Raw genomic sequence first — 24,992 nt, 5'->3', positions numbered from 1 at the left:
TAGTAGGTATTACTTGCCAAGCATCTCTTTTGCAAGATTAATATCTTCTGCTTTTACAGTCTTTCTTCCGGCATGTTCAGCAAGCTTGATAGCTTCCCCGGCTATTTCCAGACCATATTCTTCCAGTATCTCAGTAAGTGCAATTCCTGCTGATTCACTTACTCTTTGTGCTCCTGCATTCCTTATTACTCTCTCTATAGGTGCAAATGGTATAATTGTCATAAATATCCTCTTATCTATCTTATATTTGAAATTTGATTGAATTCAAGCTATTAATTAGCAAAATACCATATAAATAGTTTTTTAATACATTTCTACAACGAAATCAATCCAATTTATCGTATCTGGGGTGTTTTATACTCTTATCTATTATAATTACTTCTTTTTCATTTTGATTGCAAGGTCCTTTCCGAGTCTGATACACTCTGCAAGATCTTTCTCATTAGGTATGTATTGTATTCTCAACACCGGATCAATGACATCAACGCCTGCGTTTCTTAGTTTCTCAGCTATTTTTACAGGAGCTTCTCCGCTCCAGCCATAGGAACCGAATGCAGCACCAATCTTTCCATCGATACCTATCTCTATTAATTTGTCTACAAACTTTGCAATCGGTTCAAGCATAGTATAATAAAAAGTAGAAGAACCAATACAGATCGCATCGTACTGAACAACATCTGCAGGGTCCCATTCATAAAAGTTATTTATGTCTACTTCTATGTGTTTTTCACGTGCACCTTGCGCAATGGCTTCAGCCATCATTTTTGTACTCCCCTGTGTACTAAGATATACTATTGCAAGTTTTGACATTTTCCACTTCCCCTTTATTATTTATTCTGCTCCATTCTGTGCTTTTTAAAAGCATCACAATTAGTTCTAAAGATTATTTAGTTTGCTTGTTCATAAACATTTCTGAGTATTGCAGAGAACGTCAATAACTTTGTGACAAGGTTATCTTTATTGCCAATCAGGAAATACAATATTAGTACTTTTAATGATGGAGATTCCATATGGACGAAAAAATTGCGCCACATATAGACGAATTAACCATGGCGCTTGGTGACATTAGTAAAGAAGAGATAAGAGGCGAACTTGAAAAATTACTTAAATATCGTGTCCCTCTTGGGGAAGCAAAAAGGATTCTCAGGAACAAATATTCATCTCCCTCCTCAAATACTACAAAAGTGAAAGATCTTTCTCCTGGGTTGAATGGGATTGTAATTTCAGGTCGTATTATTGATATCATTGAAAAAACGGTATCTATACAGGGAGAACAGAAGTCTATTTTTTCAGGAACTTTAGGTGATGAAACTGGTATCTGTTCTTTTACATGCTGGGATGATCTATCTCTTAGATCAGGTGATGCTGTAAGGATCAAAAATGCATATACGCGTCTCTGGAATAATCGCCCTGAGCTTTATTTTGGAAAAAAAGCAACTCTGGTCTATTTGCAGGACGGTGAGCTTCCTGATATTGAGCAGATGTCCCATTCCACCCTCAAGAAACTGGATGAGATCGTTCCTGCCGATGTACTTGTAAGCTCGGTGGTGCTTATAGTCGAGATGTACCACAGGGAAATAATGCTTAAGGGTCAGGAATTTACTGTTGTGGAAGGAGTCGTTGCAGATGAGACTGCAAAACTACCTTTTACGTCATGGATTCCTTTGGAGGCCCTTGATATAGGTGACTATGTTCGTTTTGAAGGTGCTGCCGTAAGGATATTCAGGGGCCTCCCATCAATCAACTTTAATGATACCACTTCTCTTAATAAGCTGGAATCTACTGAAGGCTTGCCTTTTACAATGGAGTCTGTGAGTAACTCAAGTTCTCCCGTAGATATTGAAAGTGTCCTTGAAAAAGAAGGGATGTTTGATGTAACGGTAAAGGGAAATATTATATCTGTCAGGTCTGGTTCGGGTCTTATCGAAAGATGTCCTGTATGCAACCGTGTAACTCAAAAATCCTCCTGTCGTTCACATGGTGAAGTTGAATGCCCAATGGATATGCGGATAAAGGCAATTCTAGATGATGGCACAGGAGCAGTCCATCTGATGCTTAATCGTGAACTTTCAGAGGCTGTATATGGGAAAAATATGTATGATGCGGAGAAAATGGCCCAAAGTTCATTGTCTGTTGATGTGGTATTTGAGGATATGAAAAAGGTACTTACCGGTAAGTATCTTGCAGTTAGGGGTAATTCTTCCAAGAATGAATTCGGTATTTCATTGGTAGCCCGTTCAGTATGGGCTGTGGAGGATGACCTGCAGGAACGTATAGGTAAATTACTAAGTAAAATAGGTGAGGAGTGTGATGATTAATGGTTGAGAGGGAAGTTGCATATAGGATGTTTGCACAGGAATTCAATGATTCACGTTTCAACTTACATTCCAATTCCTCTATGCCGGAGAATCATGAGATATATTCGCCGAATTATCTTATAAGTCCTACAGGACTGAAAGTTAACAGGATTTTTGTAGTGGGTGTAGTAACGGAAGTTGATAGTTTATCTGATCAAACCGGTAATGAAAAAGAGTTATGGAGGGCTCGAATATCAGATCCTACCGGGGCTTTTACGGTTTATGCAGGAAGTTATCAGCCCGAAGCATCAGTTTTTCTCTCAAGTGTAACGGTTCCTTCATATGTGATGATACTTGGCAAAGTCCGTTCATATGAGCCAGGGGATGGTTCTGTTTATGTTTCCCTTCGCCCGGAGGAGATTAACTATGTTGATGAACAAGTGCGTAACAGGTGGATAGTGGATACTGCGGAAATGACGCTGAGGCGTCTGGATGCATTTGAGAGTTTCTTCTCTTCAGGCAACAAGGAAGGGAAATTAATGGATCGTTTATTGTCGTGTGATATCCCTGAAACATTTGCAGGTGGTATGTGTCTTTCATTAGATTATTATCACAAGGATAAAGACTACTATGATTCTTTAAAATCAGATGTCAAAAAAGCTCTTTGTTCGATCAGGAGATCTTCAGGCCAGGAAGAAGAACCTGATTATACATCTGTAATCGAGTCAATTCTGGAATCTCTTGATGATGGCAGTGGATTTGACTATTCGGATTACATTGAAAAAACAGTTTCAAGCAGTATTCCTGTGAATATTGCCGCTTCCACATTAAAATCCCTGCTTTCAAAAGGGCATATTTATGAACCAAGGGCAGGATTTTTTAAAGTGATACGTTAGATTTGTTTGTTTATTTACTAATGTGTTTTTGCACGCGACATACTTAAATATGCACAAATATTACTCCTCAAGAGTAATTCAGTTATACATTTACATTATCAAAGAAGGGGTACTCATGGCACATGATGAAATTATAGATAACGTAAAAAAAAGTATCATGGATATGAAAGGTGTAGGAACTACACTATTGCTTAATGAAGAAGACAGGGAGACTGTCAGGGAACTCGAAAAAAAGGCAGATGAGATGACCTTGATGGGACTCGGTAAAGGCGACAATAAAGGTGTAAAGGAAGTCCTAAAAAAAGATGTGATATTTGCCTTTATTACAAATATGGATTTTTGCTGGCCTGAAGGTCCAAATGTTATCCTGATGCACAATGATTGTGTGGTCGGTCAGGATCTTGATGATGAGGCTAAACTTGAGGAACTTAAATCCTGCAAGGATAAACTTGTTATTGGAAATATTGTCATATATGATACCAGTGTCCTTAAAAAAATGGATGTCAAAAACAATCCTTTGATTGTTGTTATGCCTCCAAAACCATGCAAAGAGGTTGAGAACGTAGATAAGGTATGCAATGTAGTAATGGCATCGCCTTCTCCTCCAAGTGATGAGTATCTTAAAGAGAAAATGGGACTTGAAAATGTCCACGGAACCGGTACTTTCCTATTGGGATTTGATTTTGACTGTTCCTGTGAATAATTGAATATTATGTGCCTGCTTTAACAGGCACAATTTATATTTTTTCAGTTCGTTATTCATAGAGAATTCCATATAAAGCTATAGTTTCAAGCAGAAGAACAATAGGAAAAATAGGAAATTGAGTGCATGGTTGAACCATGCACTAATAGTCTGAATTATTAGTTGTTGTAGATCTTAAGTGCATCTTCAACTGATGCATCTTCAACAGTGATGGCATATATTGCATTGCACATCTTAACAGCTTCTTCAAGTGTCTTCTGATGGATGTTCCTGCCGGTTGCATTACCCTCAGCGCCACTGACGTGTATCTGTGCGTAGAGCTTCTTAAGGAAAGCTTCAGGATCATCGCTGGAACCACCTGCACAAACGACCTTTGTTCTTCCTGCTGCAAGTACTGCTTCTTTAAACGCTTCTTCGGTGGGCATCCCTTCAGCTTTTGGATAGTTGACCTTCACAAAGTCTGAATTCAGGCATGCTCCAACACCTGTGGCACCTGCAATGAGGTGAGGGTCCTTCTCATTCTCCACAGCAGTACCTCTTGGATATATCCAGAGCACTGTGAGCATACCGTACTGGTGTGCTTCATAGATGAGCTGTGCAGCCTGGTAGAGCATCTCAGCTTCATACTTGCTTCCAAGGTATATCGTGTATCCGATACCCATTATCCTAAGGCCACTGTTTTCACGGAACTGAGCCACCTGCTGCATGTCATACCACTGGTTGCTGAATGGGTCATCATCCTTTGTTCTCACAAGGTGTGATTTGGAGTTGATCTTCACAAGGTATGGAACATCAGGATAATCCATTCCGTATCTTGCAATCAGGCCCAGCTGTGTGGCAAAAACACCAATCTTGGAATTTGCAGCTATCTTGAAAAGATGCTCTGGATCATTGTCATCAGAAGGCACGCCTTCTCCGAAAAAGTCATCATTAAGGTGCTCTACTTTCTGGTCACCTGCGAAAAGCATCAATTTACCGGTATTCCGGGTGATCTCCAGGTAATTTTTAATATATGTCTCACGTGCTTCCTGCGGCACATCTAATGGAACTTTAATGTCTTCTTCTTTTATTAAGGCCATTTTAATCACTCTGGTTCAAAATATTATCTAATAGTGTTTTGTTTCCTACCTACCTTTATCATGTTTTTCTATTTTAATTATTGTGTGTGCAGGGGAAAATCTATCAAAAATTTAACACTTATATTTCTGGTGCTCAACTGGGAAAATAAGTTTGTGAACATTCCGGAGATTCTTGTTTAATTATTTGCATTAGGGTTTTATATATATAGTTCTATCAGGTAATTAAAACACATACTATAAATATTAAATCACATTATCATTATGATGTATACACACGGAGCTTGGTTGTGGACTCAATATATTTTCTGGAAATAGTAGTTTCTGTGCTTTTCATGAGTATGGTTGCCCAGGCACTTAGTAAGTATTTCAAAGTGCCTGTCATTATGTTCCTTTTGGTTGAGGGGATACTTGTAGGTCCTGAAGTACTGAACTTTATCGATCCGACTTTGTTTGGAGACGGGCTTACAGCCATCGTGTCTCTGTCAGTTGCTGTTATAGTTTTTGATGGCGGTCTTCATATTGATCTCAAAAGCATTCGGCCTATACAGAAAACAGCTTTAAAACTCACAACAATTGGCGTTATCATCACTTTTGTCGGTGCAACTCTATTAACCTATGTTCTGTTGGACGTTACCTTAAAGCTTGCAGCGCTCTTTGGATCTTTGGTAGCTGCAACTGGGCCAACAGTGATAACACCTCTTGTAAGGAATATACATGTAAATCACAAAGTTGGTAAAATCCTCGAGATAGAGGGTGTTTTAAACGATGCAGCAAGTGTAATTCTTGCAGCATTCATGTTTGAGTGGATTGTTTCTCAGCTTACTGGTTTCAATGCAGTGGCGTTTATTCTTCAAAGGTTGATTATAGGTATTCTAATAGGATTGATAAGCGGGAGTATCCTAAAAAGATTCCTTTCAAGTGATTCTCTTGTGACCGACCAGACTGCTCGATTCTTCACTTTAACGCTGGTTATGTCCTCATACGTTGTATCTGAATTATTGGGTAACGAATCAGGCATCCTTGCAGCTGCAGTTTTTGGTATAGTCACTGGCACATCTACCATCCCTCACAAACAAGCTTTGAAAGAGTTCAAATCCGATCTTGTGATGATGATGTTGTCCCTTATTTTCATCCTTCTTGCAGCTATGCTAAGGTTTGAAGACATCATCGGGATTGGGATAAACGGGATTATAGTAGTACTGTTGCTGATCTTTATGGTTCGTCCAATAGCAGTGTTCGGTTCAACAGTAAATTCATATCTTAAAACAAATGAAAAATTGTTTATATCATTCATAGGTCCAAGGGGTGTTGTTCCAGCATCCATTGCAACGTATTTTGCAATTAAACTGGATTCTATGAATATTGCGGGAGGTCAGATGCTTGTGGGACTTGTGTTTCTTACTGTTATTATCACAGTCATTATGACCGGTACTTTTGCGAGAAGAATTGCTAATATTTTAGGAGTTATACCAATGGAAATCCTTATTATTGGAGGTGGAGAGGTCGGGAAAATCCTGGCGGAGAGATTTGAGAAACGAGGCGAGAATGTCGTAGTGGTAGATAATTCTGAAGAAAAATGTCAACGCCTATTGAAACAAGGGATACGTGTGGTTCACGGGGATGCTGAGGATATTAATGTTCTCAAAGCTGCAGGCATAGAAAAAGCCAAATACGTAGTTACTACCACTGATCAGGATAATACTAATCTGTTAGTATCTCAGATTGCAAAGAGCAAGTTCAACCTGAAAGAGGATCAGATTGTTGCAAGGGTTAATAATGTAGAGAATCTACATGCATTCTGGGATCTCTCTATACGTTCAATGAGTCCACAGATGACTACTGCTCTGGTTCTAGATAATATGGTGGGGAAGCCTTCAATGTTCTCTATGTGTGAGGTGGGGGAAGAAGGGGAGATACTTGAAGTAAGGGTTACAAATCCTAAAGTTGCTGGCAAGGCTATAAAAGAACTGACACTTCCTGAAAACAGTCTATTGCTTATGATTAGGAGGGGTGATAAATCCTTTATTGCTAACGGAAACCTTGTACTTGAATATGATGACCTTGTGACAGTTATTGGTGAGGATGATGCAGCAAAGGAGGTTGCTGATCTTCTTTACAGGTGAGTTTTAAGCCCCTAGTTAAACTCACTTTTATTCTTTATATATTACTTTCGCCCTGCTTACAATTCTATTATATATGGTTGAAACATACAGGATAATTGCCTCTCCAGAAGAAACAAACAAGAGGCTTGAGGATTTAATTATGAAACAATTAGCACAGGAAATTAATGCCAGGTTCAATGAACTTGGAGTGGAGATTCCTATTGAGGAAATTGAAGAACGTCTTGATAAGATGATCAACAAGTTCAAGGTCCCAAAGGAAGAAGCACGAAGAAGTGTTGTCAACTACTTTTTGAAATTTCACAATATTAACAGGAATGAATTTTATACAGGTGGGCAGTCCGAATCCCCTATGGCAAACATTTCTGATGTAGCAGAAGATGGAAAATGGGTCACTATAAGGGGTAAAGTAGTGCAGTTATGGGATAATTCCCATGAATCCATAGCACAGGTAGGCCTTATAGGGGACGAGACCGGGACCATCAAATTCACAATATGGGAAAGTTCCGGGGCATCCAGTGTTGAGGAAAATAAAAGTTACTTGTTTAGAAATGTGGTTGTAAATGAATGGAATGGAAAATTCCAGCTAAATGTCAATAAGAGCAGTTCCATTGAATCCATTGATGAAGAAATCGAGGTTGGAAATACAACAGTCGATTTTATGGGTGCTATGGTGGACATACAGTCTGGCTCAGGACTTATCAAAAGATGTCCGGAATGTAACAGGGCGCTGACAAAAGGTGCCTGCATGGAGCACGGAAAGGTGGATGGTGTATACGATCTTCGTATAAAGGCTGTCATGGATGATGGTGCTTTCATTCAGGATGCAATACTGAAAAGAGATCAGGTGGAAGAAATTACCGGTATAACACTTGAAAATGCAATTGCAATGGCTGCAGACGCTCTGGACCAGGGAGTTGTTCTTGAACAAATGAAGAAATTACTTGTAGGTAAATATTATAAGTTAGATGGTTCTAAAATTGAGAGATATCTGCTTGTAGATTCTATAGCTCCTGTATTTTCATACGATCCATCTGAATTGGATGAGCTTATAGCCGCAGCAGAGGTGATCTAAGTGGCCGGATATACAAGGGAAGTTGCTAAAAGAGTGTTTGCCCAGGAGTTCAGGGAATCCAATCTAAGTTTCAAGGATGGTGATGATCAGTATGCTCCCCAGTATCTTCTGACTCCTACAGGTGCAAAAGTAAATCGTGTATTTATTGTTGGAACTCTTATCGAAAAAGAAGATATAGGTACGGATTCCGAGTACTGGCGTGGTCGTGTGACTGATCCTACAGGTTCTTTCCTGATATATGCAGGACAATATCAGCCAGAAGCTGCTCAGATACTTGCTGAATGCGAAACTCCTGCATTCGTTGCTGTTGTGGGCAAGCCAAGTACGTATACCACAGGTGAAGGTGATGTTCTCACTTCAGTGCGTCCTGAGTCTCTACATATCGTCGATGGACAGACGAGGGATATGTGGGTAATAGAGACTGCAAAATGTACTCTCGACAGGATAGAGGCCCTTGATGATACATCTGCTAATTCACAGAAGGCGAAAGAATATTACGATCCTGACATCAGGCATTATTCCTCAATGGTTGCTCAGGCATTGAAGTCCTTAAACGAAACTTATTGATTTTAGTTATTGGGGCATATTTGCCCTTTATTTTTACCGACCAAAAGTGGCATAAGTAACGCCATCATTGATTAATTTGTGAGTATTATGAAAACATATCTGGTTCTATGGTTCAACAGCAACGGTGCCATGCCTTCAGAAGTTAACAGGAGTCTTATGTCCCTTGGGTTTCAGCCTGTACAGGGAAATTATGACTACGTTTATGATTGGGGTGACAAAGTAGATCTGGATGAAATTCTCTTATTCTCTGATAAGATCCAGATGACGTTAAAAGGCACAGGTGCTATGTTCAAAACAGAAACATTAAATGGCCAAAATTAAGCATTCAATCTTTTTTTTCACCAAGTTTGCGTGAAAAGTCAATATATCCACAGGATTGGCCTGTTATGGGAATTATATTCGTTGTTATTAAGCCGTTCTCTACTATCAGCTCAACTGCACAGGGGTCAGACATCCTTGCTTTTGTAGGTGATCCCGGACAGATTATAAGCACATCACTCTTTTCTATAATGGGTCTGTGAAGATGTCCAAAGACAAGAACATCAACTCCCATTTCCATAGCCATGTATCTTGTCGCTGTATTATCAACGATGGAAAGTGAAGCCTCGTGGATAACTCCTATCTTCACTCCTTCAACCTCAAATATAAGCTTCTCGGGGAGTAGTTCTTTAACAGCCGGCTCATCAGAATTGCCGTGTACAGCTTTCAGTTTTCCTGTAGCTTCAAGAGCCTTGTAAAATGAAAGCGAATCAAAATCCCCTGCATGTACTATTATGTCATACTGGTCAAAAACATCAGAAAGAAAGGCAGGTATGCTGTCGGTTTCAAGATGTGTATCAGACACCAGTATGAGTTTCATAGTATCACTTCGGTTATTGGATTACTGTATGCTAAGATCCACAAGTTCGTATTCGAGATCTTCGGCTTCAAGCCTGCTCAGAATTGTGGGGACCTCTTCATCAATAGCAAGCACCAGTGAAGACACTCCATGATATGCTGCTTCTATGACTGATTCCTTTGCTCCGAACATGACATGTGGTTCAAGACCAATTCTTCTAAGGGAAATAAGTGACTCAACTCCTACCGTTGCAATGTATGACTTTGATTTAGCGAGGGATCTTAAACGCTCCACATCAACATTGTGTGATCCACCACGTTCAACCCTTGGTATCCTGCAAACCGTGATGCTTGCATTTTCAAGATCAATCAGGCCCATGAGATTGGTAACGCCTACATCATCACCTTTCTTTGCATCTGATATTGTTGTTCCGGTTGCATTTGTTACATCAGTTGTACTAACGTAGAGCAGACCATTTTCCATTTGCAGGTAGACTTCTTTTCCTTTTTCAAGGTCTTCTCTGGCAATTGCAGTCCAGGTAGAGACATGGCTTATTATATCACTCATTACATAGCGTGCGTATCTCTTCATATCTGCTGCATTTTCAAGTACCCACTCGACACCCTGTTTTGTAATCCTATAGCGAACTCTTCCTTCAGAATAAATGTGGCCTTCTAAAACAAGCTCTTTTATATATTCAGAAACAGCTTGTGGCGTGACGCCTATTTTTTCAGCAATTTCTTTTTGCCGCACATTTGGCTGGTGTGCAGCTACCTCTATAAGGATCTGAAATTTTGTAATACCACTTTTACTATGAAGAAGTTCTATCATTCTGCTTCTCCATCCTGAAGGGCTTTGAGTCTTTGTCCCATGACTGAAAGTTTATCCGATCTACGGGCAACTGCGCGGATATATAATGGGCTTTTATTCATCGCTCTTGTAAGGCTGCTCATTGAATCGTTACCCTGTTCCACCAGTTGTTCAAGTTCTTCAATGGCATCCTTCACTTCTTCATAAGGCATAAAAGTGAGCATAATGATGTCACTCATATCTTCAAAAGAGCACTGAAAATTCGTCTGGACTTTAGAATATGATGAGCGGTATTCCTTTTCGGGTGTCTTACCCGGTTCAGGCATATGCCACTGACTTTCTATTAAACCGCTTTTTTTGAGTATGTTTATACTTTTGGTTACATCCGTACCCAAAAGATCATCCAGATCATCCTTTGTCATCCAGAGGTTCAGAAGCGAGTCAAATACTTTTTTGTGTCTCTTTGATCCAAAAACCTGTAGTAGAGGTACGAGTTCGGAGGGGTCATTAATAATTCTTGTTCGTTTACTCATTTTATTACCTCGTCTGTGTCAACGGACCTGGTATAAATAGACACATTTGAACTTTTTCTCTCGTTCATGTGAGCATGCAATGCCCACGTATTATCTATTTTGGTACCTATCATATTGGAGGTTTAACTTAATAAATGTGTTGTGATTTCATAACGTTTCGAAATAGATCTCAGCCTTTCCATCATTCCAGCTGAATGAAGGTATCTTACGTAGCTGATTATTTGTAGTCTCATACAATGTCTGAGTTACAATCGGAAGTGCTATTGTAGCATCTACAAATACCTGTATTTTCTTTGCTTCCTTCGCAATCTTTCCCCAGGAAACAGCTTCATCGAATGTACATCCGGAAAGTCCTCCCCAGTGGGGGACATCGGCTGTATATTGAATTGCATATTCATGGCCTGCAACATCGTGTCCCATTATGGAAGCAACGACTTCAGTTTGCTGGATGAAGTTCTTTGGCACGCCTCCACCAACATAGACAACACCTGTCTTTTTTGAAAGCTCGACCATCTGTGTTATTTCGTCAACATCTCTAATCTGATCAATATTGACATTGCAGCCCAATCTTCTGGCAATGGTAAGTCCTATTCCAATAGAACTATCACATAGTGCTGGTATGAATATTGGTACATTATGCTTGTATGCACTGGCAATAATTGACTGTGTGTCACCTTTTTCTGAGATCTCCTTGCCCAGCAGGTGGATGAATTCACGAGATGAATACTGTTTTCCCTCATGTTTTTTAGCGAACTCTGCGATGAAATGATCAGTGTTCCTAAATTCCTCTTCATATGCAAAGACATCATATATCCTGTCAACACCATGCTCAAAGAGTTCCTCATCATTTGCCATGTGGGAACCTACGTAATGTTTTAGGCCAAGAGCCTCGTGACAGTCATGGAAAATATTTGCCCCGGTGCTCACAAGACAGTCTATAAGACGGTTCTCTATGAGGTACGTAATGGTTTTTCTCATGCCAGCAGGTACCATTGCACCGCTGAGGCCCATGAAAATTGTTACGTTTTCATCTTTAAGCATATTTTCCCATGCTTTCGCAGATTCAGCAAGTTTCCTTCCCTGAAATCCTGTGTATAACATTGCCTCCATCAAACCACTAACCGACCTGTCTGTAATCTCAACCGGACGGGTGGGGTTTAGGGTAAACATGGGTATCCGCATTCAATCCTCCTAAAGTTATCACGAAAGGTGGGGTCAAATCCAACTTTAGCCATATAGTATATGATTTTTGTAATATTAATTGTTTTCAGATGTCTCGGAATGCAGGGTATGTTGGCCTAAACAAAATCGCATATAATCGAATGAATAAATTCAAAATGACTACATGTTTTTATGCTTCGAGGACTATTTTTATCTGCCTGATTAATATTATGATAAGTTACTGATCATATAGTTGCCATCAGCTTATGAAGGACTTTAATAACGTCATTATTGTTTTTAAATCTACCTGTATATACGATGTTTTCGTATTTTATTTAAAAAGTACCGCTAAATATATCAGGTTTGTTATCAATGATGGTACAGTTAACATGTCCGACAATATTTATTTACTTATAAGTCAAATTCTAAAAGGCAGGCAGCTTTCTATCAGTGGTGTCACACGTGAACTGAAGGACAGGGGGATAGATGAGCATCGCCTTGTAATGACAGGCTACCTGCGGGCCTTGAAAGACCTCAGGAAACTGAATGAGGTCGAAATTCCTCCCTCCAAGGTTTACAGCATTGTGGAATCTGAACAAAATGATAATGGGGATATATATTCATTTATTGCCGAGGGCATTAAATCTCTGGATTCTGCGTTAATGATACCTGTTGCAGCATATGTTCTATCACGAACACTTGACAGGCCACTATTTAAGGAAGAGTTTATCAGAATGGGGTTGAGTGGCAAGAGCTTTACAGAATATCTTTCATCTTCAAATTGTGATCTTATCCTTACAGACAAAAATCCGAAGGACTATACTGCAGGTATCACAAAGATAAAAATTCAGTCTGGGGAGCCTGCTTATGATCTGAAGAACGTGAACACGGATGTCATAAAAAATTCTAATTGCATACTTCTTAAAATAGTACGAAGTTCTGTTGATCTGGGTGGTTTGATCCCTAAAACAAAATCCACTTCTCTGGGAGATTTCGGATAATACTTCCACTTAGGTATTTGATATCAAATAACATATTTATTCATAAAATTGACTAAAAAAGGTTTTGTTTTTAATGTCTCTCATAAAATGTGCCTGTATTCAGATGAATATTCTCAATTGCAAAAAAGAAGCGAACATTTCAAAAGCTCTTGCTATGGCACAAGAAGCTGTGGAAAAAGGTGCTGATGTACTCGCATTTCCTGAAGTGTTCTCAACTGGATTCTGTTATGAAAAGATAGAACATTCTGCAGAGCCTGAGAATGGTGAAACGGTACAGAAAATGTGTGATTTCTCAAGAGAACATAAATGCGTACTGATTTTCTCTGTAATCGAAAAAAAAGCTGTTGTAAGCAGGTTTGAATATTATAATCTTGGTGTCTGCGTAGAAGATGGGGAAGTAGTGGGTACATATCGTAAAACACATCCTTTTAAAAGGGAAAAACAATGTTTTTCCCCGGGAAGTGAGATTCATCCGATCAGGCTACGAAAAAGGAACCTGACAATTGGTCTTCAAATATGTTATGAATTACGTTTTCCTGAAGTTGCAAGGAAACTTGTTCTTGAAGGTTCTGACATCCTTATTACCATAGCTGAGTTCCCTTCGCCGCGTGGGCATATATGGAAGTCACTCTCAATAGCCCGTGCAATTGAAAATCAGATCCCACATATTGCTTGTAACAGAGTAGGGGATGGCCCTGATTCATCATTTTTCGGTGGTTCCGTAATAATCGATGGCCTTGGTGAAGTCAAAGCAGAAGCAAATGATTTGGAATCTGTGATTTGCCACAATATTGAACTTGAAAAGACTCTTGAAATAAGAGAAATAATTCCTGCATTGGACGACAGGAGGCCAGAACTATACTGATGTGTCAGTATATTCCCTAAAGCTTTGCCTTTTGCAGATTTACCTTGAACGTTGTTCCTTTTCCATCAGGCCCGTCTTTAACTTCCACGCTTCCTTCGTGCAGTTCTATTATGCGTTTGACAATGGCAAGTCCAAGTCCTGAACCTTTAACATTCAGTTTTTGTGCTCTCTTGAATCTATCAAAGATATGGGGTTTATCTTTGTCAGGTATTCCTTCTCCCTCATCTGTTATGGATACTTCCCATGCATTATCAAGATTATCAATATTTATTGTGATTGTAGTTCCTGAAGAACTGTACTTTATAGAGTTGCCTATCAGGTTTGAAAAAACATCTTCGATGGTTGAATTCACATCTGCCAGATACTTGCCTGCGGGATTGAAGTGCACTTTCATTCCCTTTTCATCCATTTTTGGTTTAAGATTATCAATTACTTCTTCAACAATTTCTTTCATATCAATTGTTTCAAAATCAAGCTCGTCCATGTTCTCAAGCTTGGCAAGATTTGCAGCATTTTCGATAAGGTTGATAAGTTTCTTATTATTCCTTTCAATTGCGTTAATTGCATCTATTTTCTGATTATCATCCTCAACTTCCATGAGGTACTCAACATATCCTTTAATAACAGTGGCCGGATTTATGAGGTCATGCCGGAGTATGTCTGTAAAGAGATCCTTCAATTCGTTGGAGTGTTTTAGATCATAAGAATATTGTTTTAATTTTTCCTCAACAATTTTTCTTTCCCGGATTTCTACTTCAAGTTCCCTGTTCTTGGAGTTAAGTTCATAGGTTTTCTCCTCAACCTTGTTACGTAAGGTCAGGCTCAGTACAACAAATAGTAAAAGTAATCCGCCGCCAATTCCTACTGAAAATTTAAGCCACGAAGGACTTTCCCATGTATTCAGATTAGTTTCCTCTGTTTTCTGGGTGATGTAATGTATGGTGCCATTCTGGCTAACCATCTGGCGAATATTTTCATCTATCATTATGGATATATTCGTGTCTGCATTTTCCGGTAATGCAAAAACCATATCTGTTGGAGATATTACAAACGATATCTTTTCGACATTGTATTGTGATTCATGACCCTGTCCATAGGACCTTGCTATTATACCAGCATCAGCTTCCCTTCCATGTACGAGTTCAAAGACTTCCATGTAATTATCAGCCTCTAGAAATAGGTAACTGATATTTGAATTTCCGAGACTTTCATTGAAGCTTTCAAAAAAGATGTCATCGTAGTAGGCTACTCTCTTTCCATCAAGGTCGCTCATGGAACGAACGTCTGAGCCTTCATATGTGTAGACTACTCCCCAGTCTGTAAATACTGCTTCTGTTGTCAGAGTGTAACGTTCATCCATTTCAGGTGTATATGGTACCGCAGGCAGGATGTCTATGCTACCATTGTCAAGTCTTTCAAGGGACTTTTCCCGTGTACCTGGTATATATTCCAGTTCCCATCCTTCTTTTGAAGCAATGTTTTGCAGTATCTCAATATATAAACCTTCAGCTATACCATCCTCATTTAATGAAACAAGAGGCACATTTGGATATACTCCGACTTTCACCACATTTGCAGAGGTATTTGCCTGTGCACAGGGAATGATCAAAGAGCTGAGTATTATGGCCGCAATAAGGACTTTAATACTTCTGTTTGTTTCTGTGATCCTGCTTTGTTCTTGAATTATGATTCTTCCATTAATTCAATATGCATTAGTTCTATTCTATTTTATTCGCTACTAATTTATATTTATCGTAACAAATTTGTTTATATGCAGGGGTAATATGCAACAATGGAAAAAAGGCTGGCTTCAGGTGCCAGCAATATTAATTACTCGAGATATATGGCAGGTCTGAGCGGAGCCGCAAACCTTGACTTGCTCTCCGGGTCATACTCCGGATTATCGGCAGTATAAACCTGTATTGGGCAGCCTATCTCATTTGAAAGGCAGCCTATATTCTCTTTGAGTATTGTCATCTCATCCAGTGTCATTCCAAGCAGCATTTCGAACCTTTCAGTTTTCATGCTGGATACGTCAGGTACAAGCTTCTGAATATATTTTGGAATTTCTTTTCCATACTTGCGGTTCTCAGGATCGGACATAAGTGTCTTGATGAGCTTACCTGGATTAAGGTCCTCTTCATTCTTCATCTCAAGTGCCATCCTGAATGCTTTGCTCTTCCAGTCAGGAGCAGTGTAGAGGACTACCATCTTCGGTTTTATCTTCGTGACCTTAATGATTTCCTCAATGTCTGAAAGCGTGCTACACATCAGTTCTTCTGCAAGCTCAGCATCATTGTCTACGAATCTGGGGCAGAATATAGGGTATGCTGCCTGAGAGACAAAATCTCCTTCACCATGGCCCATTTCAGACCATATCTCCTCACAAATGTGGGGCGTGAATGGGGCCATCAGGCGTACCCATACATCAAGTACATCGTAGAGAAGTGCGGTTCCACCTCTGCGTTGGTACCATTTTACATCATTGTAGAGCAGGAAGAATGCGTTCTGGAGTGAACTTCTTGTCCTGATGGATGTCATCTCATTGTTTGTTTCCCTAACACACTGCTGAAGTCTGCTGAGCATCCAGCGGTCAATGAGCTTGAGTTCAGCTTCAATTCCGGATGTAGCACCCGAATCAATGATCTCCTTTGCGAGTTTGTAGAACCTTTCAACCTGCTTTTTTGAGCTTTCAACGTCAATGTTTCTCCAGTCTGCATCTTGTGTCTGCTCTGCGCTGGAGAGAATATACATACGGGATACATCGGCACCGTAGGTGTCAACAGCTTCCCTGAGGGTAAGTATCGGACCCTTGGACTTGCTCATCTTCTGGCCTTCAAGGGAAACGAATCCGTTTACTGCAAGAGCGCGCGGCCATTTGTCCTCTTCAAATATTGCAACGTGGTGGAACAGGAAGAACAACAGGTGGTTTGGCACAAGGTCCTTTCCTGATGATCTCAGGTCAACAGGATACCAGTAGTCAAAATCTGATTTAATGTTTGCAATAAGTGTTTCCGGAAGTCCTGTATCAATTGCTGTCTGTTGAACTGAACCTTTTCCGAGAAGCACATAATCAAAGAGTGATGGTTTTAACTGGTCGACGTCGATACCCTGTGCAAAGAATTTGTTAGTGATGTAGTATGACATGTAAATTGTCGAATCACCAAGTGACTCAATAAGCCAGTTAGTATCGAACGGAAGTCTGGTACCAAGTCCTTTTTTCCTGGCACATGCCTTATCTTTCAGCCAGTCTACCTTGTTGTTGAATTCGACCCTGATCTCTTCAGGGATAATGTCCATACCTTCTATGCATTTGTAGACCTTGTCTTTCCATGCAGGGTCAGAATAATTAAGGAACCATTGTCCTTTAACCATGTTTACAACACATTTGGTTCCACAGCGGCACACTACCGGTTCACTGAATTCGTAGAATATTTCTCCGATGCCTTCTTCTATCAGGTCTCGTGTAAGTATGTCCTTGATTTTAGAAACGGCAACACCTGCATATTTGCCTGTATTCTCTTTCAGAACACCACCATGGAACTCACGGCGGTAGACAATCTTTGTGGCTTCTTCAGCCTTTGGATCATTCTGATCTTTAACACCAAACTGTTCCACAGCTTCTACAGCCGGAAAATCTCCAAATTCCTTAGCCTGTATAAGTGATATCAGTTTTATGTCTCTAAGGTCCTCTGTAATACCATATTCTGACATGTCTTTGTCATAGAGGTCCTTAAGCGCCAGGTAATCATAAGGTGCATGTGCCGGTACGCTCATGACAATGCCACTGCCGTTTCCTGGCTTAACAAAGGATGCAGGCAGTGTTATAACTTCTTTTCCTGAGAGTGGATTTGTGACTTTGATACCAACCAGGTCTTTTCCAGGCACATTCTCTATGAATTCCACAGTCCTGTCAGTGAAAGTCAGCTTCCTGTAAGCTTCCTGGCTTACCACCCATATTTCTTCGCGGCCATCCTTTGTGACCTTAAGTTTTGCATGTTCTATCTCAGGGTTCACCCAGAGGTTGGTAACACCGAAAATTGTTTCAGGTCTGAGGGTTGCACATGGGAGTATTATTCCATCATACTGGAATTTAATAAGAGTGAACTCAACTATCGTGGCTTCTTCACCGTGAAGAATGTCGTGGTCTTCCACAGGGTTGTTGTCGTTAGGGCACCATTTAACAGGGTGTGCACCTTTGACGATAAGCCCTTTGTCATGAAGAAGATTGAACTGCCATTCAATGAACTTTTTATAAGTATCGTCGGTAGTTGTGAACTTGCGTCTCCAGTCGATCGAATAACCAATTGAGCGCATAGCTTTTTCTGCTTCAACGCTAAAATACTCAACTATTCTCTCAGGAGTTGTAAGCGTTTCAAGGATATCATCAGGAATCCTGTGCAGACGGGAGTAAACATCCATTGTTTGCGGATCTTTACTCTCAATGAGTTCTGCCAGTCCTACTATAGGGGTCCCGGTTACGTGGAATCCCATAGGGTATAGCACATTGTATCCAAGCATCCGTTTGTGCCTGGCAATGACATCTCCGATCGTGAAGGTTCTTGTGTGCCCGGCGTGTAAATTGCCGTTTAAATATGGGTAAGGGATGGTTATAAAGTATTTTTCCCTTTCATCAGGTTCTGGCTCGAATATCCTGCTCTCATTCCAACGGCTTTGCCATTTGTTCTCTATTCTTTGTGCATCATAATCCTGTTCCATTGTTAGCACCTCTCACACCGGACATAAATAACCGCAAAAGTTCATTACATAAACTCATTCAGGTCAAATATTAAGTTTCCGTATTCATCCTGAAAGGCAGTTATCTTGTCTCCTTTAGTGCCGGAACACATTGAGAATATTAGCAAGCAAGCTTCAGGTGATACATCAATCGCTTATTCAGTAGTGTTTTATGTGGTAATAAATAACAACCTACATAAAACACACGGAAAACAAATGTGAATATCTATGGACAAAGCCGCTTTAATGGATATTCTATTCGTTATATCCTTGCCATGTTTTCATCATTACTTCACCGCAGAAAGGGCAACAAACATCCATATCTCCACAGTTATTACAGGGAATCGTAACTTCTCTGGAATAACCACAGTTATGACATTTGTAGCTCCTTTCTTTATGGGTATCGTATATTTTGCTCATGCTCCCCCATTTTATATCCTAATTGGTTTCTAGTGTGATATAGTTAACTAGTTGCACATTTGCTAACATATTAGGACCGTTATACTTATTCTCTGGGAATCCCGTATTTGGTATATGGAATTCAGGATAACAGGTGGATCTGTCTACATAGGACAGGTGCCCGATTTTTTGAATATGGTGAGGTCTATATCTTCTGTCCATGATACTACAATACAGGCAATGAACGCCGACCGAATAGCCGGGGAGGAGCATGTGTTTTTTGCTATAAGCAAAGCGCTGCGCGCAATAGAGAACAACTCTAATGTGGCACGTGACAAGGGTATAGAGATAATGCGGTATGCCTCAGGTAAAAGGCAGATTGAAGAAGCATTTTCTATGGGGGTCCGTGAAGGACATATGAATGTGGTATTTGTTCTACTTGGGGAAAAAGAAAATCTAGATAATTCTGTTAAGAAATTAAGATCCATCATTGAAGATGCACATGTTATAGAATACAGTGATTCTAAAAGAGCAGGGATAATCGAACAATTCTCGATAACAAATAAAGAGATAATAGCAGCCGGTGAAGATATGATACCGGCACTTGTTCTTGAAAGAGTAGCTTTGGTTGATGTTTTAAAGTAGGTCTGCAAGTGTATCACATCCTTCGAAACTCTAATATAGAAACCATTAATACATGTGTCATTAAATCCTTTATAGTCAGGAAATAAATCAGGAAATGATAATTATGCCTCATCCTAAAACAGCTGAAGAGATGATTAAGTGTGCGGGACCTATTGAGCGTTCCCTTTTGCCCAGATTATTACATGTCACAGAAGCAGCAGCAATTGCAGCTTCCTATCAGATGGGCCGTGGTAATAAAGATTATTCAGATAAGGTTTCCGTGGAAGCTATGCGCAGAACGCTGAACAATCTTAATATGAAAGGTATCATCAAGATCGGAGAGGGGGAGCGTGACGAAGCACCTATGCTTTTTATCGGTGAAGAAGTAGGTACGGGAAAAGGTGACCTTGAAGTAGACATTGCTGTAGATCCTCTGGAAGGAACCAACCTGGCAGCAGATGGAACTCCAGGTGCAATTTCTGTAATGGCTATGGCAGAGAGGGGCGGCTTGTTCCACGGTCCTGACATATATATGGACAAGATAGTTGTCGGTTCTGAGGTCGTAAAGTATGAGAGGGAGCATCCTGGTGAAAAAATAGATCTTGATGCGCCGGTAATTCACAATCTCCGAGTAGTTGCGAAGGCTCTCAACAGGACAGTGGATGAGCTTGTTGTAGTTATCCTTGACAGGGAAAGACATAAGGGCAAAATAAAGGAAATCAGGGAAACAGGTGCCAGGGTTAACGTGATAAGTGATGGCGATCTCATGCCCGGAGTAGCAACTGCGATCCGTGGTTCGGGCATTCATATGGTTCTCGGTGCAGGTGGTTCTGGGGAAGCTGTGCTTACTGCAGCAGCTGTTAAGATCCTTGGCGGCAAAATCCTTGCAAGGCTTGTGCTTCCAACAGTGGCCAATGGCGGCACACCTGAAGAGGTTGCAAAGGAAAAGGCACAGAAAATGCCAAGACTTGAGAAAATGGGTATTACTGAAGCGAATATCAATGACATACTGGATACAGAAGGACTGGCTCCTGGCAAAGACATAATCTTCTCTGCAACAGGTGTGACTCCTGGTTTACTCCTCAAAGGCGTAAGTCTTTTTGGTGAGGGTGATTCAAGGGTTAACAGTCTTACAATGGGCAGTTCAGGTGTTGTCAAGTTCACAGATACTATTTACATAAACGACAAGGAAAGAACTCCTCTCAGGTTTGTGTAATTGTTCCTGACTCTAAAATGAAAGTACATATCTCAACTTACGGTTGTTCGGCAAGCCAGGCATCGGCTGAGATTATGAAGGCAAGTGTCAGGGACAGTGGACATGAGCTTGTATCTGAGAAAGATGCTGATGTAGTTGTTATCAATACCTGTACTGTGAAGTATACAACCGAGCAGAAGATTCTCCACAAGATTCGGGAATTTGGTGAGAAGGGAACGACGGTCATAGTTTCAGGTTGCATGCCTGAAGTACAGCTTGATGTTATTATGCATCAGAATCCCAATGCCCATATATTGGGTGTTAATTCCATCTCACGGTTGGGTCAAATGCTTAATTCCCTTGATTCGTCACAGAGTAGCTTAAAAGTATTTCTTGAAGATCCAGAGGGTTTCCAGGTTGTCCCACGAATCCGTTTTAATTCTAATATTCATATATGTCAGCTGTCTCAGGGATGTAATTATTCATGTGCGTATTGTATAGTGACCATTGCCCGTGGCAGTCTGCGCTCTTTTGAGCCGGAAGAAATAGTAGAGGATATCAGTAGGGCGGTCAACGAAGGCTGCCGTGAGATCTGGCTGACATCACAAGATAATGGGCAATATGGAACTGACAAAGAGATCTTACTTCCTCAGTTGCTGGATATGATATGTCGCATTCCCGGGAAGTTCAAGATAAGGGTGGGAATGATGAATCCATTTTCAGTGACGCCAATTCTTGACGACCTGCTTGATGCCTTTGAGAGTGAGAAAATATATAAGTTGCTGCACCTGCCGATACAATCTGCATCAGATGATGTTCTGCACAGTATGAACAGGTATCATTCAATATCCGAAGCAAACAATATTATTGACAATTTCAGGTCTCGTTTTCCTGACATGACACTTTTCACGGACATCATTGTGGGCTATCCAGGTGAAACGGATAAGGATTTCAAAAAGACTGTTGAATGGGTGAAAGAGTACAAACCTGAAAAGGTCAATATTTCACGCTTCACTCCAAGACCGCACACAAAAGCCTGGGACCTGCGAAAAATAGATTCCCGTATAGTAGTGAAAAGGTCAAATGAGTTGCATGATGTTTGTGAGACTGTAAAACTTGATTCAAGAGATGGCATGATAGGCAGGGAACTTGATGTTTTTCTTTCAAAACCTGCAAAACAGAAGGGTATGATGGCACGTACCGATTCATATAAGCCGGTTGTTATTCCTGAATGTGAAGTGCAGCCTGGTATAACATGTCGTGTTCAAATATACGATACCACTCCTGGTTATTTTCTTGGAAGGATCGTGAGTCAGGGGTAATTACTCTCTCTTTTGATTTAATTTAGTTCGGGATCCGGTACAGATTGCTCTCTCTGAAGTCTCTGTACTTTATCGAGTATCTTCTTGTCGTATAGTTTCACGATATCACTGCGGGTAATTATGCCAAGCAGCTTTGTCCGGTCTGTCTTTGAGACGACTGGAAGTCTTCCAATATCTTTTGCAGCAAGGCGTTTTAGTACGGTGTTCAGGCTTTCATCCTGATACGCCACTTCAACATTTTTGCTGGATATTTCATTGATTGTCTTGTCAAGGTCGTCATGGTCTACCTTGTCCCTTACATCTTTAAGTGTGACCATTCCGCAAAGTTTACCGTTTGAATCAAGAACAGGAAATCCTGCGTGCCTGCTTGATTGCATGAGAGCGATCAATGCACCCACATTTTTGTTTTCAGATACTGTCTGAACGGTTTGTTTCATTGCATCTCTTACGAGAAGTGATTCCATTATATCGACTTCCCTGCCTTTTCTGATTGTGAAACCCCTGCTGTGTAATCCTTCTGTGAATATTGATTCACTGTTGATGGAACTCGATACCACATTGCTTACTACACAGGCAAGCATTATTGGTAGTATCATGTTGTATTCCCTTGTCAGTTCAAAAAGAATGAGTATTGATGCAAGTGGTGCCCTGCTTGTGCCTGCAAATACTGCTCCCATGCCTACCATAGCATATGCTCCGGGTTCTGCTGTAATTGCCGGGAACATGCTGTGGGCTATTGATCCGTAGGCCCCTCCAAGCATTGCACCTGCAAAAAGTGATGGTACAATAGAGCCGCCTGACCCTCCTGAACCCATTGTAAAAGAGAATGCTATTATTTTCAAAAAGATAAGTATCAACATGACCTTAAGTGCAAGACCGTTGGTCAGAGCACCAGAGATGACGTCGTATCCCACGCCGAATACTTGTGGATAGAAGTAGCCTATGAACCCTACGAATAGACCACCAATAGCGGGTTTCAATGCAGGATGTATTTTCATATTATCAAAGATTTTTCGTGTAGCAAAAAGAGAACGTAATAGTATCACTGATAATATGCCTGCCAGTATTCCCAGGAATAGGTACAGGAATGATTCATAGAATGGATTAACGAATTCGTATGTAGAAACATCAAAAGTTTGAACGTTGAATAGTGTGCTTGAAACCATTGTTGCAAAGACAGCTGCTATGACTATTGGAATGAAAGAACTTGCCTCAAGTTCTCCAAGGATCACTTCAACTGCAAAAACGACGCCAGCAAGGGGTGCATTAAATGCAGCTGCAAAACCTCCTGCAGCACCGCATCCTATCAGGATCTTGACCCTGTTGCCATGTATGTTGAATTTCTGTGAGAACCATGCTCCTACTCCGGCACCTGCAAGGACTACGGGTGCCTCCTTACCTACTGATCCTCCGGAGCCGATTGAGATCGTGGACAAAAGGACTTCTAAGAATGCTTTTCGTGGTGACATCATGCCGCCACGAAGAGCGGTCGCCTCGATGACCTCTTCAATGTCATAGCGTCTTTCGTGTATGAAGACATGTGTTATTATTCCTACAAGGAGTCCGCCCAATGCCGGAATTATTATTACTAGAAGTCTTGAAGATCCAGGTAGCGATCCGAAAAAAGAATGATTGCTAAATTCGATAAGCCTATCATAAAAGACGATTGTTAGGCCAGTGAAGACACCAATGACAAGTGCCTGTGAGTTGGATATAAGTGATTCGTTCTGCAACCATTGGCAAAGGTTTTGCCTGATTTTTCCTAAAACTGTTTTTCCATCCAAAAAGTTTCATCTCTAATTACACTGAATGGCAAGTTTAACATATACATGCTAGATATAATTTTTGAATTTAGATTATTTCGGATGTTGTTATTCATCTCCATATATATCTCGATTTAGTATATTATCTATTACTATATTAATCTATATGAAATTATAAAACCTCATATATTGAATACTTTTATAATATATCATGATATATTGATAATTGGAGTAATGTGGGGGCATCAGTAGTAGAGCTGTATGTCTGCAAGCAAGTATGAGTAGTTGTATACTCGCGTGTATACTTGCTGTTAATTTAATTAATCGGACTCAGATAACAGTAGTTCAAGGGTTGGTAGGTTATGCGTCCATTCATAAAAAACAGTCAACAAAACATAGTATTGAAATATTTTAGAATATTTATATCGCTCTCGATAGTTCTTTCGGTTTTTAACCCAATGATCATAGCCAGTGCGGCTTCAGCCGAGACCGTTTCTATTAGCTCGGTTCTGGACCCCATAGGTCAGAGTGATAGTGCACAAGTAGAGATTTCTATTACGGATAGTGTTAACGTCACAGGCATGGATTTGATCCTGGTGTATGATTCCGATGTTGTATCATTTATTAGCGTTTCACCAAATACTAGTGTTGCATCCGGTCACTCTGTAATTACTGGTGGGTCTGTAGAAGCTATTACGATAGAACTCAGGGATTTACCCAATCTCACTAATTCCGGCTCGGTTCCGGTTATCGATGTAGTTTTTGATGCTGTTGGTGGTGGTACCTCAATCCTTGGTCTTGAGGATATTGTTATCCTTGAAGACGGGTTTACCTCTACACCTAGTATTGTTGACGGTGGTTCAATAACTGTAAATTCAGCTCCTGATCTTTCAACTATCAGCCCAGTTACTGTAAGCGAGGGTGCTACTGTCACCATTACTCTTGAGGCTATTGATGCTGATACTGGCGATACCCTTAGTTACAGTGATAATGCTGACTATGGCAGT

General features: G+C 40.4%; 24 protein-coding genes. 13 read left to right on the top strand and 11 right to left on the bottom strand.

Translation table 11 applies throughout. The features are described 5' to 3' along the window. Positions 1 to 9: 9 nt before the first annotated feature. Positions 10 to 222, bottom strand: coding sequence for a histone family protein (locus QZZ23_RS00815; protein WP_292466295.1), 213 nt, complete (start codon positions 220 to 222; stop codon positions 10 to 12). Between the two features lie 153 nt (positions 223 to 375). Next, positions 376 to 810: a flavodoxin domain-containing protein gene (locus QZZ23_RS00810; RefSeq protein WP_292466294.1), complete on the bottom strand. Its 435-nt coding sequence runs from the start codon at positions 808 to 810 to the stop codon at positions 376 to 378. 200 nt (positions 811 to 1,010) lie between these two features. On the opposite strand from QZZ23_RS00810, the gene QZZ23_RS00805 reads away from it, so the two are divergent. The 3 genes from QZZ23_RS00805 (at position 1,011) to QZZ23_RS00795 (ending at position 3,896) form a co-directional block, all read left to right on the top strand. Beyond that, on the top strand, positions 1,011 to 2,318 hold the full coding sequence (locus tag QZZ23_RS00805) for a Single-stranded DNA binding protein (protein WP_292466293.1): 1,308 nt from the start codon (positions 1,011 to 1,013) through the stop codon (positions 2,316 to 2,318). After that, the gene (locus QZZ23_RS00800; protein WP_292466292.1) at positions 2,318 to 3,193 is read left to right on the top strand and encodes a DNA-binding protein; all 876 of its coding nucleotides are present in this window, start codon (positions 2,318 to 2,320) and stop codon (positions 3,191 to 3,193) included. Before QZZ23_RS00805 ends, QZZ23_RS00800 begins: the two co-directional genes overlap by 1 nt. 115 nt (positions 3,194 to 3,308) lie before the next feature. Then, a complete protein-coding gene (locus QZZ23_RS00795) occupies positions 3,309 to 3,896 on the top strand; it encodes a hypothetical protein (RefSeq protein WP_292466291.1) in 588 nt (195 codons plus the stop codon). Between the two features lie 158 nt (positions 3,897 to 4,054). On the opposite strand, the gene QZZ23_RS00790 is transcribed toward QZZ23_RS00795, so the two are convergent. Next, positions 4,055 to 4,975, bottom strand: a complete 921-nt coding sequence (locus QZZ23_RS00790; RefSeq protein ID WP_292466290.1) for an aldolase — start codon at positions 4,973 to 4,975, stop codon at positions 4,055 to 4,057. Positions 4,976 to 5,262: 287 nt separating this feature from the next. On the opposite strand from QZZ23_RS00790, the gene QZZ23_RS00785 reads away from it, so the two are divergent. The 4 genes from QZZ23_RS00785 (at position 5,263) to QZZ23_RS00770 (ending at position 9,058) form a co-directional block, all read left to right on the top strand. Further along, the gene (locus QZZ23_RS00785) at positions 5,263 to 7,098 is read left to right on the top strand and encodes a cation:proton antiporter (RefSeq protein ID WP_292466289.1); all 1,836 of its coding nucleotides are present in this window, start codon (positions 5,263 to 5,265) and stop codon (positions 7,096 to 7,098) included. Positions 7,099 to 7,237: 139 nt separating this feature from the next. Then, positions 7,238 to 8,170, top strand: coding sequence for a replication factor A (locus QZZ23_RS00780; protein WP_292466288.1), 933 nt, complete (start codon positions 7,238 to 7,240; stop codon positions 8,168 to 8,170). Then, a complete protein-coding gene (locus QZZ23_RS00775; protein ID WP_292466287.1) occupies positions 8,171 to 8,737 on the top strand; it encodes an RPA family protein in 567 nt (188 codons plus the stop codon). A gap of 87 nt (positions 8,738 to 8,824) precedes the next feature. After that, the gene (locus QZZ23_RS00770) at positions 8,825 to 9,058 is read left to right on the top strand and encodes a hypothetical protein (protein WP_292466286.1); all 234 of its coding nucleotides are present in this window, start codon (positions 8,825 to 8,827) and stop codon (positions 9,056 to 9,058) included. A gap of 4 nt (positions 9,059 to 9,062) precedes the next feature. Here the strand turns inward: QZZ23_RS00770 and QZZ23_RS00765 are convergent, their stop codons facing one another. From QZZ23_RS00765 to QZZ23_RS00750, 4 genes are all read right to left on the bottom strand, one after another. Further along, on the bottom strand, positions 9,063 to 9,596 hold the full coding sequence (locus QZZ23_RS00765) for a metallophosphoesterase (RefSeq protein ID WP_292466285.1): 534 nt from the start codon (positions 9,594 to 9,596) through the stop codon (positions 9,063 to 9,065). 21 nt (positions 9,597 to 9,617) lie between these two features. After that, positions 9,618 to 10,406: a MarR family transcriptional regulator gene (locus QZZ23_RS00760; RefSeq protein WP_292466284.1), complete on the bottom strand. Its 789-nt coding sequence runs from the start codon at positions 10,404 to 10,406 to the stop codon at positions 9,618 to 9,620. Then, complete coding sequence (locus tag QZZ23_RS00755; RefSeq protein ID WP_292466283.1) at positions 10,403 to 10,918, bottom strand: ArsR family transcriptional regulator; 516 nt, start codon at positions 10,916 to 10,918, stop codon at positions 10,403 to 10,405. Before QZZ23_RS00755 ends, QZZ23_RS00760 begins: the two co-directional genes overlap by 4 nt. 147 nt (positions 10,919 to 11,065) lie before the next feature. Then, positions 11,066 to 12,100, bottom strand: a complete 1,035-nt coding sequence (locus QZZ23_RS00750; RefSeq protein WP_292466282.1) for a deoxyhypusine synthase — start codon at positions 12,098 to 12,100, stop codon at positions 11,066 to 11,068. Between the two features lie 368 nt (positions 12,101 to 12,468). On the opposite strand from QZZ23_RS00750, the gene QZZ23_RS00745 reads away from it, so the two are divergent. Continuing rightward, positions 12,469 to 13,080, top strand: a complete 612-nt coding sequence (locus QZZ23_RS00745) for a hypothetical protein (RefSeq protein ID WP_292466281.1) — start codon at positions 12,469 to 12,471, stop codon at positions 13,078 to 13,080. A 73-nt stretch (positions 13,081 to 13,153) separates the two neighbouring features. After that, on the top strand, positions 13,154 to 13,945 hold the full coding sequence (locus tag QZZ23_RS00740; RefSeq protein ID WP_292466280.1) for a nitrilase-related carbon-nitrogen hydrolase: 792 nt from the start codon (positions 13,154 to 13,156) through the stop codon (positions 13,943 to 13,945). 16 nt (positions 13,946 to 13,961) lie between these two features. On the opposite strand, the gene QZZ23_RS00735 is transcribed toward QZZ23_RS00740, so the two are convergent. The 3 genes from QZZ23_RS00735 to QZZ23_RS00725 form a co-directional block, all read right to left on the bottom strand. Further along, positions 13,962 to 15,554: an ATP-binding protein gene (locus QZZ23_RS00735; RefSeq protein ID WP_292466279.1), complete on the bottom strand. Its 1,593-nt coding sequence runs from the start codon at positions 15,552 to 15,554 to the stop codon at positions 13,962 to 13,964. A 221-nt stretch (positions 15,555 to 15,775) separates the two neighbouring features. After that, positions 15,776 to 18,664: a leucine--tRNA ligase gene (gene leuS / locus QZZ23_RS00730; RefSeq protein ID WP_292466278.1), complete on the bottom strand. Its 2,889-nt coding sequence runs from the start codon at positions 18,662 to 18,664 to the stop codon at positions 15,776 to 15,778. Between the two features lie 273 nt (positions 18,665 to 18,937). Then, positions 18,938 to 19,102 carry a hypothetical protein gene (locus tag QZZ23_RS00725; protein WP_292466277.1) on the bottom strand — a complete coding sequence of 55 codons (165 nt, stop codon included), beginning with the start codon at positions 19,100 to 19,102 and terminating at the stop codon, positions 18,938 to 18,940. A gap of 114 nt (positions 19,103 to 19,216) precedes the next feature. Here QZZ23_RS00725 and cgi121 point away from each other — a divergent pair, with 114 nt between their 5' ends. From cgi121 to QZZ23_RS00710, 3 genes are all read left to right on the top strand, one after another. After that, the gene (gene cgi121, locus QZZ23_RS00720) at positions 19,217 to 19,726 is read left to right on the top strand and encodes a KEOPS complex subunit Cgi121 (RefSeq protein WP_292466276.1); all 510 of its coding nucleotides are present in this window, start codon (positions 19,217 to 19,219) and stop codon (positions 19,724 to 19,726) included. A gap of 103 nt (positions 19,727 to 19,829) precedes the next feature. Next, positions 19,830 to 20,921 carry a class II fructose-bisphosphatase gene (glpX, locus tag QZZ23_RS00715; protein ID WP_292466426.1) on the top strand — a complete coding sequence of 364 codons (1,092 nt, stop codon included), beginning with the start codon at positions 19,830 to 19,832 and terminating at the stop codon, positions 20,919 to 20,921. 17 nt (positions 20,922 to 20,938) lie between these two features. Further along, on the top strand, positions 20,939 to 22,222 hold the full coding sequence (locus QZZ23_RS00710; protein ID WP_292466275.1) for a tRNA (N(6)-L-threonylcarbamoyladenosine(37)-C(2))-methylthiotransferase: 1,284 nt from the start codon (positions 20,939 to 20,941) through the stop codon (positions 22,220 to 22,222). Between the two features lie 17 nt (positions 22,223 to 22,239). Here the strand turns inward: QZZ23_RS00710 and QZZ23_RS00705 are convergent, their stop codons facing one another. After that, positions 22,240 to 24,006: a chloride channel protein gene (locus QZZ23_RS00705; RefSeq protein ID WP_292466274.1), complete on the bottom strand. Its 1,767-nt coding sequence runs from the start codon at positions 24,004 to 24,006 to the stop codon at positions 22,240 to 22,242. Between the two features lie 437 nt (positions 24,007 to 24,443). On the opposite strand from QZZ23_RS00705, the gene QZZ23_RS00700 reads away from it, so the two are divergent. Next, positions 24,444 to 24,992 (top strand): hypothetical protein (locus QZZ23_RS00700; protein ID WP_292466273.1); only part of this gene is annotated, 549 nt, incomplete at its 3' end.

This window comes from Methanolobus sp. (assembly GCF_016278385.1).
In the GTDB taxonomy this organism is placed as follows: Archaea; Halobacteriota; Methanosarcinia; order Methanosarcinales; family Methanosarcinaceae; genus Methanolobus.
This window is presented reverse-complemented; position numbering and strand designations above follow the sequence as displayed.

Coding starts and splice junctions, on each gene's coding strand:
- leuS (WP_292466278.1), bottom strand. CDS start 18,664: ATGGAACAGGATTATGATGCACAAAGAATAGAGAACAAATGGCAAAGC.
- QZZ23_RS00780 (WP_292466288.1), top strand. CDS start 7,238: ATGAAACAATTAGCACAGGAAATTAATGCCAGGTTCAATGAACTTGGA.
- QZZ23_RS00805 (WP_292466293.1), top strand. CDS start 1,011: ATGGACGAAAAAATTGCGCCACATATAGACGAATTAACCATGGCGCTT.
- QZZ23_RS00710 (WP_292466275.1), top strand. CDS start 20,939: ATGAAAGTACATATCTCAACTTACGGTTGTTCGGCAAGCCAGGCATCG.
- glpX (WP_292466426.1), top strand. CDS start 19,830: ATGCCTCATCCTAAAACAGCTGAAGAGATGATTAAGTGTGCGGGACCT.
- QZZ23_RS00755 (WP_292466283.1), bottom strand. CDS start 10,918: ATGAGTAAACGAACAAGAATTATTAATGACCCCTCCGAACTCGTACCT.
- QZZ23_RS00795 (WP_292466291.1), top strand. CDS start 3,309: ATGGCACATGATGAAATTATAGATAACGTAAAAAAAAGTATCATGGAT.
- QZZ23_RS00745 (WP_292466281.1), top strand. CDS start 12,469: ATGTCCGACAATATTTATTTACTTATAAGTCAAATTCTAAAAGGCAGG.
- QZZ23_RS00790 (WP_292466290.1), bottom strand. CDS start 4,975: ATGGCCTTAATAAAAGAAGAAGACATTAAAGTTCCATTAGATGTGCCG.
- QZZ23_RS00760 (WP_292466284.1), bottom strand. CDS start 10,406: ATGATAGAACTTCTTCATAGTAAAAGTGGTATTACAAAATTTCAGATC.
- QZZ23_RS00750 (WP_292466282.1), bottom strand. CDS start 12,100: ATGCGGATACCCATGTTTACCCTAAACCCCACCCGTCCGGTTGAGATT.
- QZZ23_RS00800 (WP_292466292.1), top strand. CDS start 2,318: ATGGTTGAGAGGGAAGTTGCATATAGGATGTTTGCACAGGAATTCAAT.
- QZZ23_RS00765 (WP_292466285.1), bottom strand. CDS start 9,596: ATGAAACTCATACTGGTGTCTGATACACATCTTGAAACCGACAGCATA.
- QZZ23_RS00815 (WP_292466295.1), bottom strand. CDS start 222: ATGACAATTATACCATTTGCACCTATAGAGAGAGTAATAAGGAATGCA.
- QZZ23_RS00740 (WP_292466280.1), top strand. CDS start 13,154: ATGTCTCTCATAAAATGTGCCTGTATTCAGATGAATATTCTCAATTGC.
- QZZ23_RS00770 (WP_292466286.1), top strand. CDS start 8,825: ATGAAAACATATCTGGTTCTATGGTTCAACAGCAACGGTGCCATGCCT.
- cgi121 (WP_292466276.1), top strand. CDS start 19,217: ATGGAATTCAGGATAACAGGTGGATCTGTCTACATAGGACAGGTGCCC.
- QZZ23_RS00810 (WP_292466294.1), bottom strand. CDS start 810: ATGTCAAAACTTGCAATAGTATATCTTAGTACACAGGGGAGTACAAAA.
- QZZ23_RS00725 (WP_292466277.1), bottom strand. CDS start 19,102: ATGAGCAAAATATACGATACCCATAAAGAAAGGAGCTACAAATGTCAT.